Source organism: Phenylobacterium sp., assembly GCF_046463815.1.
GTDB lineage: Bacteria > Pseudomonadota > Alphaproteobacteria > Caulobacterales > Caulobacteraceae > Phenylobacterium.
This window is the reverse complement of sequence record NZ_JBKBRO010000006.1, coordinates 23,738-38,068: the sequence shown is the minus strand read 5'-3', so window position 1 is coordinate 38,068 and position 14,331 is coordinate 23,738. Positions and strand designations below refer to the sequence as shown.

The following is a 14,331-nucleotide window of genomic DNA, read 5'->3' as shown; positions in this document are numbered from 1 at the left end:
GCCGAAATCGGCGACCTCGGAGTGAGGGTGCTGGAGCGTCCGATTCGGCTGTCATGATACTGACCTGTCCAGACTGCGCCACCAGCTATTTCGTGGACGGGGCGCGCATCCCGGCCGAGGGACGGTCGGTGAAGTGCTCCGCGTGCGGCGCCCGCTGGCGCGCCTTCCCGGAGGAGGCGGTTTCCACGTCCGCCCCGCCGCCCGAGCCTGTCGCGCCGCCTGAGCCGTTCGAGGCCGACGTGGCGGACGATATCGTGGCCGAGGGGCCCGAGGTCGCCGCGCCGCCGCCGCCCCCCCCGGCGGCCGAAACCGCCGAGCCCGCGTCGGCCGGCCAGGCCGAAGCCGCCGAGGAACCCGCGCCGCGCCGCCGCCCGCCGCCGCCCCGGAAGAAGGCCCCGGCCGCGGGCGCGGCGATCGCCTGGGCCGTCGCCGCCGCCGTCGTGGCCGCGGTGGCGGGCGCGCTGGTGTTCCGCGACCAGGTGGTGCGCTTCTGGCCGGCCGGCGCCGGCCTCTACGCCGCCGTGGGCCTGCCGGCCGACAGCCTGGGCCTGGTCATCGACCAGGTGAAGACCCAGCCGACGTTCCAGGGCGGCCGGCCGGTGCTGTCCATCACCGGCGCCATCCGCAACACCCGCGACGAGGCCGTCACCGCGCCGGCGCTGCGCGTCAGCCTGCTGGACAAGACCGGCAAGCCGATCGCGGCGCGCATCGCCCGGCCGCTGAACGCCCGCATCCCGCCGGGCGCCACGCGCTATTTCGCCATCGCGATCCCCGATCCGCCGGCCGGCCTGCAGACGCTCGACATCGCCTTCGAGGCGGCCGACGCTCCCGCCGCGGCCCCGGGCGCCGCCGCGGTCGAGGCCGTGCTGGGGCCCGAGCCCATCGAGGCCGAGCCCGCTTCCCCCGGCGGTCACGGGACGTCTGCCGGCCATGGCTGAAACCCAGCCGGTCGTCCTCCTGTCGGAAGCCGACATCGCCGAACGCGTGGAGGCGCTCGCCCGCGCCATCGCGCCGCGCATCGACGACGAGACGGTGGCCGTCTGCCTGCTCACCGGGGGGCTCTGGTTCTGCTCGGACCTGATGCGGGCGCTGGCTCGGCAGGGCCGGTTCGTCCGCTTCGACGCCCTGTGGCTGGCCTCGTACAAGGACGAGCGGCAGTCGAGCGGCCGGTGCGAGGTGCGCGCCGACCTCCAGCGGCCGATCGCCGGCCGCAAGGCGCTGGTCGTCGACGACGTGTTCGACACGGGCCTGTCGCTCTCGGAAGCGGCCCGGCTGGTCAAGGATTCTGGGGCCACCGAGGTGCTGACCGCCGTCTTCGCCCGCAAGCCCTGGCCGACGGCGCGGGCCATCCAGCCGGACTTCGTGGGCTGGGAAGCCCCGGCCCGCTTCCTGGTCGGCTACGGCATGGACGCGGCGGGCCAGATGCGCGGCCTGCCCTACGTGGGCGCGCTGGACTGATCCCGGCGGGTGCTGCGAGACGCCGCGCCAGCGGCGACGTCCTTCTCGAAGGAACCACAGAACACCCGGACGGACACGGAAAGCGCCGAACCGGCGGTGTATTGCGTTTTTTCCGTGGTGTGATCCTTGCGAACCGGCTGCTTCGCGGCCGCCCGTGGCTAGGTCAGAGCCACGGCGCCGGGCGTTCGCGGGCCAGCATGTCCTCGTAGGTCGGGCGGGGCCGCACCACGGCGAACTCCGCGCCCTTCACCAGCACCTCGGGGACCAGCAGGCGGGAGTTGTATTCGCTGGCCATGGCGGCGCCGTAGGCCCCGGCGGTCATGAAGGCCACGAGGTCCCCGGCCTGGAGCGGGGGCAGGGCCCGGTCGCGGGTGAAGGTGTCGCCGGTCTCGCAGACGGGACCCACGACGTCGTAGGTCACGGCTTCGCCCGCGCGGGGCTTCACCGGGCGGATGTCGTGGTAGGCGTCGTACATGGCCGGCCGGAGCAGGTCGTTCATGGCCGCGTCCAGCACCAGGAACCGGCGGCCCTCGGCGCGCTGGTGCACATGGGTCACGCGGGCCAGCAGCACGCCGGCGTTGGCGGCGATCACCCGCCCAGGCTCGAAGGCGAGCGCCACGTCCAGCCCCTTGGTGACCCGGGCGATCATGGCGGCGTAGTCGGCCGGCGCGGGCGGCTCGGGCTGGTTGAAGTAGGGCACGCCCAGGCCGCCGCCCAGGTCGAGGCGCTCCACGCCCAAGCCCTCGCCCTTCAGCCGCTCGACCAGGCCGCGCATCTTGGCGAAGGCGGCCTCCATGGGGGCCAGGTCGGTGATCTGGCTGCCGATGTGGCAGGCCACGCCCACCGGGCGCACGCCGGCCAGGTTCGATGCCTTGGCGTAGAGCCGCTCGGCTTCCGAGAACGAGACGCCGAACTTGTTGTCGGCCTTGCCGGTGGAGATCTTGGCGTGGCCGCCGGCCTCCACGTCGGGGTTCACCCGGATGGCGATCTCGGCCCGCACGCCCAGGTCCTGGGCCACGCGGTTCACCAGGTCGAGCTCGGGCTCGGACTCCACGTTGATCTCGGCCACGCCCGCCTTCAGCGCGAAGGCCACCTCAGCCTCGGTCTTGCCGACGCCCGAGAAGACGATGCGCTCGGGCGGCACGCCGGCGGCCAGGGCCCGGCGGATCTCCCCTTCCGAGACCACGTCGGCGCCCGCGCCCAATCTGGCCAGGGTGGCGATCACGGCCACGTTGGAATTGGCCTTCACCGCGAAGGCGATCAGCGGATCCTTCACGCCCTCGGCCGCCAGGGCGTCGCGCAGCACCTGGTAGTGCCGTTCGAGCGTGGCCGACGAATAGACATAGACCGGCGTGCCGACCGCCTCGGCGATCTTGGCCAGCGGCGTGTCCTCGCAGTGGAGCTCGCCCCCGCGGAGCTCGAAATGGTTCATCGGCGGGGGTTGGCGTAGGGGTCCGGCAGAGCCCCTTGGGGCGGCAGGCCGCTGGGGTCGGGCGAGGTGCCCTCGATCGGCAGCGTGCGCGGCGGCGCCGGATCGGTCGAGCGGTCGCGCGGATCGACCGTGTCCACCGGACGGCTCGGGTCGCGCTTGCGCTGGGCGTTGTCGGCGTCCTTGGTGGTGTTGCGTTCGGCGCCGAACAGCGGGCCGGGCCGCTCGGGCTGGCCGACCTTGCCGCAGCCGGCGAGGCCCGCGGCCAGGATCAGGGCGAGCGCCACGGCGCCGGTTTGGGTGCGAAGGCTCATGCCAGGATCTCCTTCCAACGCTTGATCTGCGCGCGGACCTGGTCCGGCGCGGTCCCGCCGTAGCTCCCGCGGCTGGCGGCCGAGGCCTGCGGCGTCAGCACATCGTAGACCGAGCCCTGGATTCCCGGGTGAAGCTTTTGCAGTTCGTCGAGCGAGAGATCGGCCAGGCCGCAGCCCAGCTCCTCGGCCCGTTTCACCGCCGCGCCGGTCACGTGGTGGGCGTCGCGGAACGGCAGGTCCAGCTCGCGCACCAGCCAGTCGGCGAGGTCCGTGGCGGTGGAGAAGCCCGAGCCAGCCGCGGCGGCCATGCGCTCCACGTTGGGCGCCAGGTCGGCCACCATGCCGGCCATGGCCCGGAGTGACAGCTCCAGGGCGTCGAAGGCCTCGAAGGTGGGGACCTTGTCCTCCTGCATGTCCTTTGAATAGGTCAGCGGCAGGCCCTTCATGACCACCGAGAGCTGGGTGAACGACCCCAGCAGGCGGCCAACCTTGGCGCGGACCAGTTCGGCGGCGTCGGGGTTCTTCTTCTGCGGCATGATCGACGAGCCCGTCGTGAAGGCGTCCGACAGGCGGATGAAGCCGAACTGCGGCGTCATCCAGATCACGATCTCCTCGGCCAGGCGCGACAGGTGCGTGGCGCAGATCGCGCCCGCCGCCAGGGTTTCCAGGGCGAAGTCGCGGTCGGACACGCTGTCCAGCGAGTTGGCCGTCGGCCGGTCGAAGCCCAGGGCCTCGGCGGTCATGTGGCGGTCGATGGGGAACGGCGATCCCGCCAACGCGGCGGCGCCCAGGGGGCTCTCGTTCATCCGCGCCCGGGCGTCGGCGAAGCGCGAGGCGTCGCGGCCGAACATCTCCACATAGGCCATCAGGTGGTGGCCGAAGGTCACGGGCTGAGCCGGCTGCAGGTGGGTGAAGCCCGGCATGATGGCGTCGGCGTGGGCCTCGGCCTTGGCTAGCAGCGCCCGCTGGAGCGCGCGGATCAGGCCGATGGTCCGGTCGCTGGCGTCGCGGACCCACATGCGGAAGTCCACGGCCACCTGGTCGTTGCGCGAGCGGGCGGTGTGCAGGCGCCCCGCCGTCGGCCCGATCAGCTCGCGCAGCCGGGCCTCCACGTTCATGTGGATGTCCTCGAACTCGTCGCGGAACGGGAAGGTCCCGTCCGCGATCTCGCGTTCGATGGTCGCGAGGCCGTCCTGGATGGCCGCCTCGTCCTCGCTTGAAATGACGCCGGCCTTGCGCAACATCGCCGCGTGCGCCCGGGAGCCCGCCAGGTCCTGGCTCGCCAGGCGCTTGTCGAATCCGATGGAGACGTTGATCGCCTGCATCAATTCGGCGGGCTTGTCCGTAAACCGACCGCCCCACATGGCTTGGCCCGCTCCAGCGGCCCGGCCGGGCGGATCAGAGGAGTTGTCGGTCATATGAGCGAAGGTCCAGCCGCTGCCACCAAGCCCAGGGGCATCCTGACGTGGGCCCTCTGGGGCGCAGCCCTCGTGGGCGTCGCGGCGGTTCTCTACATCATCGTCCAGTCCAGCTCCAAGCCACAGGCGCCGGTCCCGGGCGCGCCCGCCGCTTCGGCGCCCAAGACCCTGATGAGCAAATGGACCTCGCCGGCCAAGCCCACGCCCTCGCCGGACTACGTCTTCTACGACCAGGCCGGGAAGCCCGTCCGCGTCGCGGACTTCAAGGGCAAGGTGGTGGTGATGAACGTCTGGGCCACCTGGTGCGCGCCCTGCAAGGTGGAGATGCCGACGCTCGCCAAGCTCCAGGCCGCCTACGCGGGCCAGCCCGTCGAGGTGGTGGCGGTGAGCATCGATTCCGAGGGCGAGGCGGCCAACGCCCGGCTGTTCATCGCCAGCCACGAGCCGCTGAAATTCTACCACGACCGGGAGATGAAGCTGCCCTTCCGCCTGGACCCGCCCGCCTCGGGCGCGCCCACGACGGTGATCTACGGCAAGGACGGAATGGAGATCGGCCGGGTGGCCGGCGAAGCGGACTGGTCGGGCGCCGAGGCCCGCGCCCTGGTGGACAAGGCGCTCGCCGCGGACTGAGGTCCCCGTCTCAGGCGGCCTCGACGGCGCTCCGCGCGGTTTCCGCCGTGAGGGTCTTGAGCAGGCTGACCAGGGTGCTGCGGGCCTCGGGGGGCATCCGCTCGTAGGCGGCCAGGAGTTCCAGCGCACCCGGCGTCCTCAGTCGGGTGAGCAGGTCCAGGTCCTGGGTTGTTTCCTTGTCCGGCCCGTCGAAGACATCCATCAGGTCGGTGACGCGGCAGCGCAGGGCGCGGGCGATCTGCACCAGCCGCGAGAAGGAGATGCGGTTCGCGCCGTTCTCGTACTTCTGGATCTGCTGGAAGCTGACGCCGCACTGCTCGGCGAGCGCCTCCTGCGACATCCCGATGGTGCGCCGGCGGATGCGCACCGCGGCGCCCAAGGCGATGTCCATGGGATCGGGCGCCTTGGTCGACGACTCGGGCATGAGTGGTCCCTCCATGGCTCGGAGAAACCTGCGCGGTTCCCCCGAACCGCGTTCTTCGAGCCCGCCCAGTAAAGGCTCTTGTTGCTGTCCTGCAAAGCTTTTTGCGGCCGTCCGGGCCGCTCGGCAACGGGGCTTCGGGTCACGTCTGCGTGGCCGCCGGCCCGCCGGTTAAGCACTTGGTGACCGAAGCACCGCCGACTCGGGTCCGTCGGCGTAGCAGTCTTTGAGACCCATGCGAGTGATCCGTTCACATCCTCCCTTCGACCACGGCGCGGCCCTGCGGGTTCCGCCGCCCCACGACCGGAAGAGCTGGGCCGTGCTGTGGAGCTGGCTGGGCGAGGAGGCGCAGGCCGTGGCCGAAGCCGCCGCCGTGCAGGTCCGCACGCCCGAGGGGCCGGTGGTGGCCCACTGCGGCGACTGGATCGTGCTGTCGCATTCGGGCCGGTTCCACGTGGCCCACGGCGCGCGCGCCTGCGACGCCTGAGGCCGTCCGCCGCCCGTCTCACCGGCCGGCCTCGTCTTCGATCCGCGAGATCATCAGGCCGCCAGTCCAGGTTGGTGCTGGTAGCGCTATCATCTTGATGCTACGGTCCCCCCAACGAACAAGGTTGGGAGGAACCATGACCCGCAAAGGACGGATGCTGTGCGCCGTGGCCGCGTGCGTTCTCGTGGGCTCGCTCGGGAGCGCCGGCTCCGCCGCGGCCCAATCGGACAGCCAGGCGGCCGACTGGTCGAAGCTGCCCTACCGCGATCCGCAGCTTTCCGTGGAGCAGCGCGCCGCCGATCTCGTCTCGCGCATGACGCCGGAGGAGAAGGCCCGGCAGATCGGCCATGCGGCGCCGGCCATCCCGCGCCTGGGCGTGCCCGAATACAACTGGTGGAACGAGGGCCTGCACGGCGTCGCGCGGGCCGGCTTCGCCACCGTCTTTCCGCAGGCCATCGGCATGGCGGCGTCCTGGGACGCGCCGCTGATGCAGCAGACGGCCGACGTCATTTCCACCGAGTTCCGCGCCAAGTACGCCGAGCGCGTGCATCCCGACGGCGGGACCGACTGGTACCGGGGGCTGACCGTCTGGTCGCCCAACATCAACATCTTCCGCGACCCGCGCTGGGGCCGGGGCCAGGAGACCTACGGCGAGGACCCGTTCCTGACGGGGACCATGGGCGTGGCCTTCATCCGCGGCCTGCAGGGGAACGACCCGAAATACTTCAAGACCATCGCCACCTCGAAGCACTACGCGGTGCACTCGGGGCCGGAGTCCAACCGCCACCGCGAGGACGTGCATCCCAGCCCGCACGACCTCGAGGACACCTACCTGCCGGCGTTCCGCAGGACGGTGACCGAGGGCAAGGTCCAGGCGGTGATGTGCGCCTACAACGCCGTCGACGGCGTCCCGGCCTGCGCCAGCGACTTCCTGCTGAAGGAGCGGCTGCGGGGCGACTGGGGCTTCAGGGGCCACGTGGTCTCGGACTGCGGGGCGGCGGCCAACGTCTACCGGCCCGACAGCCTCGCCTACACGAAGACGGCCGAGGAGGGCATCGTCCGCTCCATGGGCGCCGGCATGGACCTCGTGTGCGGCGACTACCGGGCGGGCTGGAACATGGAGGCCGGCGCCATCGTCAATGCGGTGAAGGCCGGGATGCTCAAGCCGGCGGTGCTGGACCAGGCCCTGACCCGCCTGTTCGCCGACCGCATCCGGCTGGGCCTGTTCGATCCGCCGGCCATGGTCCCCTTCTCGAAGATCGGTCCGGACCAGAACGGGACGGCCGAGCACAAGGCCATGTCGCTGAAGATGGCCAGGGCCTCGATGACCCTGCTGAAGAACGACGGCCTCTTGCCGCTGAAGGGTGAGCCCCGGAAGATCGCCGTCATCGGCCCGAACGCCGACAGCGTCGACGCCCTGGTCGGCAACTACTACGGCACACCGCGTGAGCCGGTGACGGTGCTGGCGGGGATCAGGGCCCGGTTCCCGAAGTCCGAGGTCACGTACGTCGAAGGAACGGGGCTGGTGGGTCCGGCCGCGCCGCCCGTGCCGGACGCCGTGCTCTGCGTGGACGCCGCCTGCGTGACCAGGGGCCTGAAGCAGGAGACCTTCGACGGCGTGGCCCTCGAAGGCGCGCCGGTCGAGACCAGGACCGTCGCCAACGCCGCCTTCGACTGGACCGGCGAGCGCGCCACCTCGGCCCGCTGGACCGGCTACATCACCGCGCCCGCGACCGGCGAGTACCGGTTCCGCTTCGCCAGCGACAACGGCTACCGCGTCTTCGTCGACGGCAAGCCGGTGGTGGAGGAGTTCGGCGTCGGCGACGCGCCCTCGATCCTGGACGGCGCCGTCCGGCTGGAAGCCGGCAAGCGCTATCCGATCCGCGTCGAGGGGTTCCAGCGCGGGGTGCAGGGCCGCCAGCGGCTGGTCTGGAGCCCGCCCGGCCAGGACGGGAGCGACGCCGTCGAGGCCGCCAGGGCCGCCGACCTCGTGGTCTTCGTCGGCGGGCTCTCGGCCCGCGTCGAGGGCGAGGAGATGAAGCTGCAGGTCCCCGGCTTCTCGGGCGGCGACCGGACCAGCCTCGACCTGCCCGCGCCGCAGCAGAGGCTGCTGGAACGGCTGCACGCGACCGGGAAGCCGGTCGTGCTGGTGTTGATGAACGGCAGCGCGCTCTCGGTGAACTGGGCCGACGCCAACCTGCCGGCCATCGTCGAGGCCTGGTATCCGGGCGAGCAGGGCGGCCACGCGGTGGCCGGGCTCCTCGCCGGCGACTACAGCCCGGCGGGCCGCCTGCCGGTGACCTTCTACCGGTCGGCCGCCGACCTGCCGGCCTTCGACGATTACGCCATGAAGGGCCGCACCTACCGCTACTTCGGCGGAGAGGTCCTCTATCCCTTCGGCCATGGGCTCTCCTACACCCGCTTCGCCTACGGGCCCGTGCAGCTCAGCGCCCGCTCGGTGGGCGCCGACGGCGAGATCACCGTCACGACCGAGGTCGCCAACACCGGCCCCATGGACGGCGAGGAGGTGGTGCAGCTCTACCTGACCCATCCGGGCAAGGCGGGCGCGCCCGTCCGCGCGCTGCAGGGCTTCCAGCGGGTGGCGCTGAAGCGGGGCGAGCGCCGCGCCGTCAGCTTCACGCTCAGGGACCGGGCGCTCAGCGTCGTCGGGCCGGACGGCGTGCGCCGGATCGAACCGGGGCCCGTCGAGGTCTGGGTCGGCGGCGGCCAGCCGGTCTCGCGGCCGGGCCTCGCTCAGGCCCCGGGCGCGAAGGCCGAGTTCCAGGTGACCGGGACAGCGGTCCTGCCGAAGTAGTCTTCAACGCACGCGGCGGACGGCGAGCACGAGCAGCCCGCCGGCCGTCGCGGCCGCCGCCGCGGCGAGGTAGAGCCAGGCGTAGCCCGAGGCCGCCTCCAGCAGCGCCGCGCCCAGCAGCGGCGCGACCATCTGGGGCAGGGTGTTGGCGAGGTTGCTGAGGCCCAGGTAGCGGCCGGCGTCCTCGGCCGAGGGCAGGACGTCGGTGATCAGCGCCGCGTCCACCGCGGTGAAGAGGCCGTAGCCCAGGCCGAAGACGAGGAAGGCGCCGGCCATAAGCCGCCAGTCGGTCCCGAAGGCCAGGGCGGCCGCGCCTCCGGCCAGCAGCAGGCCGGCCCCGACGACGAAGGGCTTTCGGCGCGCCAGGTGATCCGACAGGAACCCGCCGGCGAGACTGGCCGCCACCTGCATCACGCACGAGACGCCGACCAGCAGGCCGAGCAACGCCTCCGGGGCGAGGCCGCGGGGCAGGGCGGTCCGGTCCTGGATGCTGAACAGGGTGAACAGCGAGACGATGGTGATGGCGAGCTGCATGAGCAGCCGCGAGAGCCAGGCGGCGGCGAAATCCCGGTCCAGCCGCAGGCCGCGCGGTCCCTCGGGACGCGGCGGCCGGGCGAGGCGCAGCAGGCCGGCCCCCGTGGGGCGCTCGGGCGTCAGGACGAGCAGCGGCGCGGTGGCCGCCACGAGCAGGGCCGCGATCCCGCCGTAGCGCACGGCGTCCTGCGGCGGCAGGAGACCCGCCACGAGGGCGCCCGCCATGGCGCCGGCCGGGGGCGCGAAGCCGAGGAAGGCCGCCACCCGGCCGCGCCGGGCCGCCGGCACGCAGTCGGCGAGCAGGGCCACCAGGGGGCCGAAGAGCAGATTGAGGCAGATCTGGAAGAGCAGCACGCCGGCCACCAGTTCGGGGACCGCATCGGCCCGCATGATGAGCAGGTAGGAGACCACGGCGCCCACGAGGCCCGCGAGGATCCACGGCCGTCGCCGGCCGAACCGCGAGCGGGTGGCGTCGCTGACCGCGCCCGCCACGATGTTCGACACTCCCGCCACCAGGGCGCCCCAGAAGCTCACCTGGGCGAGTATCCAGGCCTTGTTCGCCGGATCCAGGGCGGCGGCCTTGAGCGGCGCCAGGATGGTCAGCAGGGGCATGAACGACAGGAAGGCCCCGACCTGGGCGGTCGCCAGAGCGGCCACGAAGGCGGCGCTGGCGGCTTGCGGGCGCGGGGCCGCATCTGTCAGGAAAGCGCTGGACACGCTCGGCATCCTGGGGCCGCCCAGAGCGGCGCGCAATCGGAGTGGCGCGCCATCGGCGTGTCCGGACGCCTGCCGGCGCGGGAGACCCGATGAGCACGGTGACGATCTACGACGTGGCGGAGCGCGCGGGCGTCTCGATCAAGTCCGTTTCGCGCGTGCTGAACGGCCGCCCGAACGTCAGCGACGACCTGCGCCGCAGGGTCGAGGAGGCGGCCGAGGCCCTGGGCTACCGGCCCAGCCTCTCCGCGCGCGGCCTGGCGGGCGCGCGGTCCTATCTGCTGGCCGCCCTGGTGGACGCCGAACTCACCGTCGAGCACTGGCGCTCGGGGCGCGGCAACGACTACCTGAGCCGGATGGAGCTCGGCGCGCTGATGGAATGCCGCCAGGCGGGCTACCATCTGCTGATCGAACTGGTGGACGTGGGCTCGGCCAGCCTCGGGCGCGACATCCTGGCCATGGTGGGCTCGCTGCGGCCCGACGGCCTGATCCTGACCCCGCCGGTTTCGGACTCCTCCATCGTGCTGGACGCCCTCGACGCGCGCGGCGTCCCCTACATCCGCCTGGGCGCCGAGACCGATCCGGGGCGGGGCCGCCGCGTCCACATGGACGACCATCGCGCCGCCTTCGACATGACCGCCCACCTGATCGGCCTGGGGCACAGGGACATCGGCTTCGTGGTGGGCAGCACGCGCTACGCCGCCAGCCGCGCACGGCGCGAGGGCTTCGAGGCGGCCATGGCGCGCCACGGCCTGGCCGTCCGGCCGGAATGGGTGGCGGAAGGCGACTTCACCTTCCCCTCGGGCCTGGATTGCGGCGCGCGCATCCTGGCCGGCGCCCAGCGTCCCACGGCCGTCTTCGCCAGCAACGACGACATGGCCTTCGGCGTGATCCAGGCCGCGATGCGGGCGGGCCTGTCCGTGCCCGGCGATGTGTCGGTGGCGGGCTTCGACGACGCGCCCGGCGCCCAGTTCTCGGTCCCCCAGCTCACCACCGTCCGCCAGCCGGTGGCCGAGATGTCCGGGGCGGCGGCCCGCATGCTTGTGGCCCTGGCCCAGGGCCGCGAGGCCGAGGTCGAGAGGGACCGCGAGATCGCCTATGCGCTCATCGGCCGGGACTCCACGGCCCCGCCGCCCGCCTGATCCCGCTCCGTCGCGGTGCGGCCACAAGATTGTTACCGCTATCTATTCTGTTGACAGCGCTGTCATACAACTGCAGGGTTCATTCCATAAGTTCGGCCGCGACCAAACGACGGCCGGGAGGAAACCTGATGATCCCGCCTGGCCGACGCCTGGTTTCGCGGCCCTGCGCCGCCTCCCCTTGGTTCCCTGACTGGCGCGGCGAGTGCCTCGCCGCGCCGATCTTTTTCCCAGCGTGATCGGGGCTCGCCGATGGCTCGGGGGGGCTTGAAAGGGACGTTGACGGCGGCGGCAGCGGCGGCGCTGGCGCTGACTCCGGCCTGGGCGGCCGAACCGCCCGTGCATCCGCAGCTCTGGCCGCAGGCGCGCAGTCCGGGCCTGGTCGACGCCGAGACCGAGGCCTTCGTCGCCGAGTTGATGAGCCGGATGAGCGTCGAGGAGAAGGTGGGCCAGCTCATCCAGGCCGACCTGTCGACCATCCGCCCCGCCGATCTGCGCGAGTATCCCGTGGGCTCGATCCTGGCCGGCGGCGACACCCCGCCCCTCGACGCGCCCGACCGCTCGCCCGGGCAGGCGTGGCTCGCCACGGCCCAGGCCTTCCGCAAGGCCGCCGCCGAGGCCCGTCCGGGCCGGCCCTACATCCCGCTGATCTTCGGCGTCGACGCCGTGCACGGGAACAGCCAGGTCGTCGGCGCCGTCGTCTTCCCGCACAACATCGGCCTGGGCGCGGCCAACGATCCCGACCTGATCCGCAGGATCGGCGAGGTCACGGCGCAGGAAACGGCCGCGGTCGGCATCGACTGGGCCTTCGGGCCCACGGTGGCCGTGGTCCGCGACGACCGCTGGGGCCGCACCTACGAGAGCTATTCCGAGGACCCCGAGATCGTCGCCCGCTACGCCGAAGCCCTGGTGACGGGCCTGCAGGGGCCGCCGTCGGCCTGGCCGGCGCTGCGGGGCGGCCACGTGGCGGGCTCGGCCAAGCATTTCCTGGGCGACGGCGGCACCGAGAACGGCAGGGACCAGGGCGACAACACGGCGGCCGAGGCCGAACTCGCCCGCATCCACGCGCCGGGCTATGTCGCGGCGGTCGATGCGGGCGTGATGACCGTCATGGCGTCGTTCTCCAGCTGGCAGGGCGCCAAGATGCACGGCCACCGGCGCCTGCTGACCGACGTGCTGAAGGGTCGGATGGGCTTCGACGGCTTCGTGGTCGGCGACTGGAACGCCCACGGCCAGATCCCGGGCTGCACCACCGAGAACTGTCCCCAGGCCTTCAACGCCGGGATGGACATGCTGATGGCCCCGGACAGTTGGAAGGGCCTCTACCGCAACACCCTCGCCCAGGTGCGTTCGGGCGAGATCCCGATGGCGCGGGTGGACGACGCGGTGCGCCGCATCCTGCGGGTGAAGGTGAAGGCCGGCGTGTTCGGGCCCCGGCCTCTGGAGGGCCGCCTGGACCTCGTCGGCTCGGCCGAGCACCGGGCGGTGGCCCGCCAGGCCGTGCGCGAATCCCTCGTCCTGCTCAAGAACAACGGCGGCGTGCTGCCGGTCCGGGGCTCGGCCCGCGTGCTGGTCGCGGGGGGCGGGGCCGACGACTTCGGCAAGCAGACCGGCGGCTGGACGCTGAGCTGGCAGGGCACGGGCAACACGCCGGCTGACTTCCCCAACGGCCAGACGATCTGGGGCGGCCTGCGCGAAGCCGTCGAGGCGGCCGGCGGCCAGGCCGAGCTCAGCCCCGACGGCAGGTTCACCGTCAGGCCGGATGTCGCGATCGTCGTCTTCGGCGAGGACCCCTACGCGGAGTTCCAGGGCGACCGGCCGACGCTGGAGTACCAGCCGGGCGCCAAGACCGACCTCGCCCTACTGAGGAAGCTGAAGGCGCAGGGGATTCCCGTGGTCGCCGTCTTCCTGTCCGGACGCCCGCTCTGGGTGAATCCGGAGATCAACGCCGCCGACGCCTTCGTGGCCGCCTGGCAGCCGGGGACCGAGGGCGGGGGCGTGGCCGACGTGCTGATCGGCGATCGCCAGGGCCGGCCGCGCCACGACTTCCGCGGCAAGCTGTCGTTCTCCTGGCCGAGACGCGCGGACCAGTACCGGCTGAACCGGGGCGAGCCCGGTTACGATCCCCTGTTCGCCTACGGCTATGGCCTCACCTACCGCGACCGGGCGTCGGTCCCGCGTCTGTCCGAGGACCCCGGCGTCGCCACCGCGCCCGCCGCCAATGTCGACCGCTATTTCGTGGGCGGACGGGCCGTGGAGCCCTGGCGGCTGGTGCTGCGCGACGCCGGCGGCGAGATCGCGCCCGGCCCCAGCGCCGTCGCCACGCCGGGCGGGGCGCTCGCCATGCAGCTCGTCGACGCGGGCGGCGTGCAGGGCGCCGGACGCGCCTTCGCCTGGATGGGAGAGGGGCGGGTGGCGGTCGCCGGCCCCGCCGTGGACCTGTCGCGCCAGGCCAACGGGGACATGACGCTCCTCATGACCTACCGGCTGGACCGGCGCCCGCCGGGCCCCGTCCGCCTGGGCCTGGGCCGGACCGGCCTGCGGCTGGATGGCCTGCTCGCCGCCGCCCCGCCGGGCGAGTGGCGCACGGTGAAGGTCCGGTTGGCCTGCTTCCGCCAGGGCGGCGAGGACCTGACGGCGGTCGCGCAGCCGGCGTGGATCGAGGCCGGGGCGGGCGCCGGGCTGTCGGTCGCCGAACTGCGGCTCGCGCCCAACCAGAACGACGGGGTGTGCCCATGAGCGGGAGCTCCGCCCGGACATTTTCGGCGCTGGCGTCAGGAATCTTGGCGGCGCCGGGGTCGCGTTTGTCGTCGAAATGTCAGCGCTGTCAAAAAATTGCGTCACACCGATTGACTGATCTCGGATCGCGATGATATCGCTAACATCGACAACAAACAGACAGTCGCGGAGCTCGTGTCGAGTAATCGGGTCCGCGAATGTTGCAGTGCGAAACGAAGCTGACTTCGTTTCGT

Annotated in this window: 12 protein-coding genes; 7 read left to right on the top strand and 5 right to left on the bottom strand. The window is 72.4% G+C overall.

Annotated features, from left to right (window positions below):
• The first annotated feature begins 53 nt into the window (after positions 1–53).
• Together ACK4TT_RS05110 and ACK4TT_RS05105 are read left to right on the top strand one after the other, a co-directional pair.
• A complete protein-coding gene (locus ACK4TT_RS05110; RefSeq protein ID WP_410212568.1) occupies positions 54–938 on the top strand; it encodes a DUF3426 domain-containing protein in 885 nt (294 codons plus the stop codon).
• On the top strand, positions 931–1,458 hold the full coding sequence (locus ACK4TT_RS05105; RefSeq protein ID WP_409636373.1) for a phosphoribosyltransferase: 528 nt from the start codon (positions 931–933) through the stop codon (positions 1,456–1,458). The genes ACK4TT_RS05110 and ACK4TT_RS05105 overlap by 8 nt, the downstream gene beginning before the upstream one ends.
• Before the next feature lie 163 nt (positions 1,459–1,621).
• Here ACK4TT_RS05105 and lysA read toward each other — a convergent pair whose 3' ends face one another.
• The 3 genes from lysA to argH are packed head-to-tail and all read right to left on the bottom strand — an operon-like array spanning position 1,622 to position 4,619.
• A complete protein-coding gene (gene lysA / locus ACK4TT_RS05100; RefSeq protein ID WP_409636370.1) occupies positions 1,622–2,890 on the bottom strand; it encodes a diaminopimelate decarboxylase in 1,269 nt (422 codons plus the stop codon).
• A complete protein-coding gene (locus ACK4TT_RS05095; RefSeq protein WP_409636367.1) occupies positions 2,887–3,201 on the bottom strand; it encodes a hypothetical protein in 315 nt (104 codons plus the stop codon). The genes lysA and ACK4TT_RS05095 overlap by 4 nt, the downstream gene beginning before the upstream one ends.
• Positions 3,198–4,619, bottom strand: coding sequence for an argininosuccinate lyase (gene argH / locus ACK4TT_RS05090; RefSeq protein ID WP_409636364.1), 1,422 nt, complete (start codon positions 4,617–4,619; stop codon positions 3,198–3,200). Before argH ends, ACK4TT_RS05095 begins: the two co-directional genes overlap by 4 nt.
• Here argH and ACK4TT_RS05085 point away from each other — a divergent pair, their 5' ends adjacent.
• Complete coding sequence (locus ACK4TT_RS05085) at positions 4,620–5,249, top strand: TlpA family protein disulfide reductase (protein WP_410212567.1); 630 nt, start codon at positions 4,620–4,622, stop codon at positions 5,247–5,249.
• 10 nt (positions 5,250–5,259) lie between these two features.
• Here the strand turns inward: ACK4TT_RS05085 and ACK4TT_RS05080 are convergent, their stop codons facing one another.
• Positions 5,260–5,673, bottom strand: coding sequence for a helix-turn-helix domain-containing protein (locus tag ACK4TT_RS05080; RefSeq protein ID WP_409636358.1), 414 nt, complete (start codon positions 5,671–5,673; stop codon positions 5,260–5,262).
• 238 nt (positions 5,674–5,911) lie between these two features.
• On the opposite strand from ACK4TT_RS05080, the gene ACK4TT_RS05075 reads away from it, so the two are divergent.
• Together ACK4TT_RS05075 and ACK4TT_RS05070 are read left to right on the top strand one after the other, a co-directional pair.
• Positions 5,912–6,157: a hypothetical protein gene (locus tag ACK4TT_RS05075; protein WP_410212566.1), complete on the top strand. Its 246-nt coding sequence runs from the start codon at positions 5,912–5,914 to the stop codon at positions 6,155–6,157.
• Positions 6,158–6,293: 136 nt separating this feature from the next.
• Complete coding sequence (locus tag ACK4TT_RS05070) at positions 6,294–8,972, top strand: glycoside hydrolase family 3 C-terminal domain-containing protein (protein ID WP_410212565.1); 2,679 nt, start codon at positions 6,294–6,296, stop codon at positions 8,970–8,972.
• A 3-nt stretch (positions 8,973–8,975) separates the two neighbouring features.
• Here ACK4TT_RS05070 and ACK4TT_RS05065 read toward each other — a convergent pair whose 3' ends face one another.
• The gene (locus tag ACK4TT_RS05065; RefSeq protein ID WP_410212564.1) at positions 8,976–10,223 is read right to left on the bottom strand and encodes an MFS transporter; all 1,248 of its coding nucleotides are present in this window, start codon (positions 10,221–10,223) and stop codon (positions 8,976–8,978) included.
• 89 nt (positions 10,224–10,312) lie between these two features.
• Between ACK4TT_RS05065 and ACK4TT_RS05060 the strand changes: the two genes are divergently transcribed.
• Positions 10,313–11,362, top strand: coding sequence for a LacI family DNA-binding transcriptional regulator (locus ACK4TT_RS05060; RefSeq protein WP_409636346.1), 1,050 nt, complete (start codon positions 10,313–10,315; stop codon positions 11,360–11,362).
• A 249-nt stretch (positions 11,363–11,611) separates the two neighbouring features.
• Complete coding sequence (locus tag ACK4TT_RS05055) at positions 11,612–14,098, top strand: glycoside hydrolase family 3 protein (RefSeq protein ID WP_410212563.1); 2,487 nt, start codon at positions 11,612–11,614, stop codon at positions 14,096–14,098.
• The last annotated feature ends 233 nt before the right edge of the window (positions 14,099–14,331 follow it).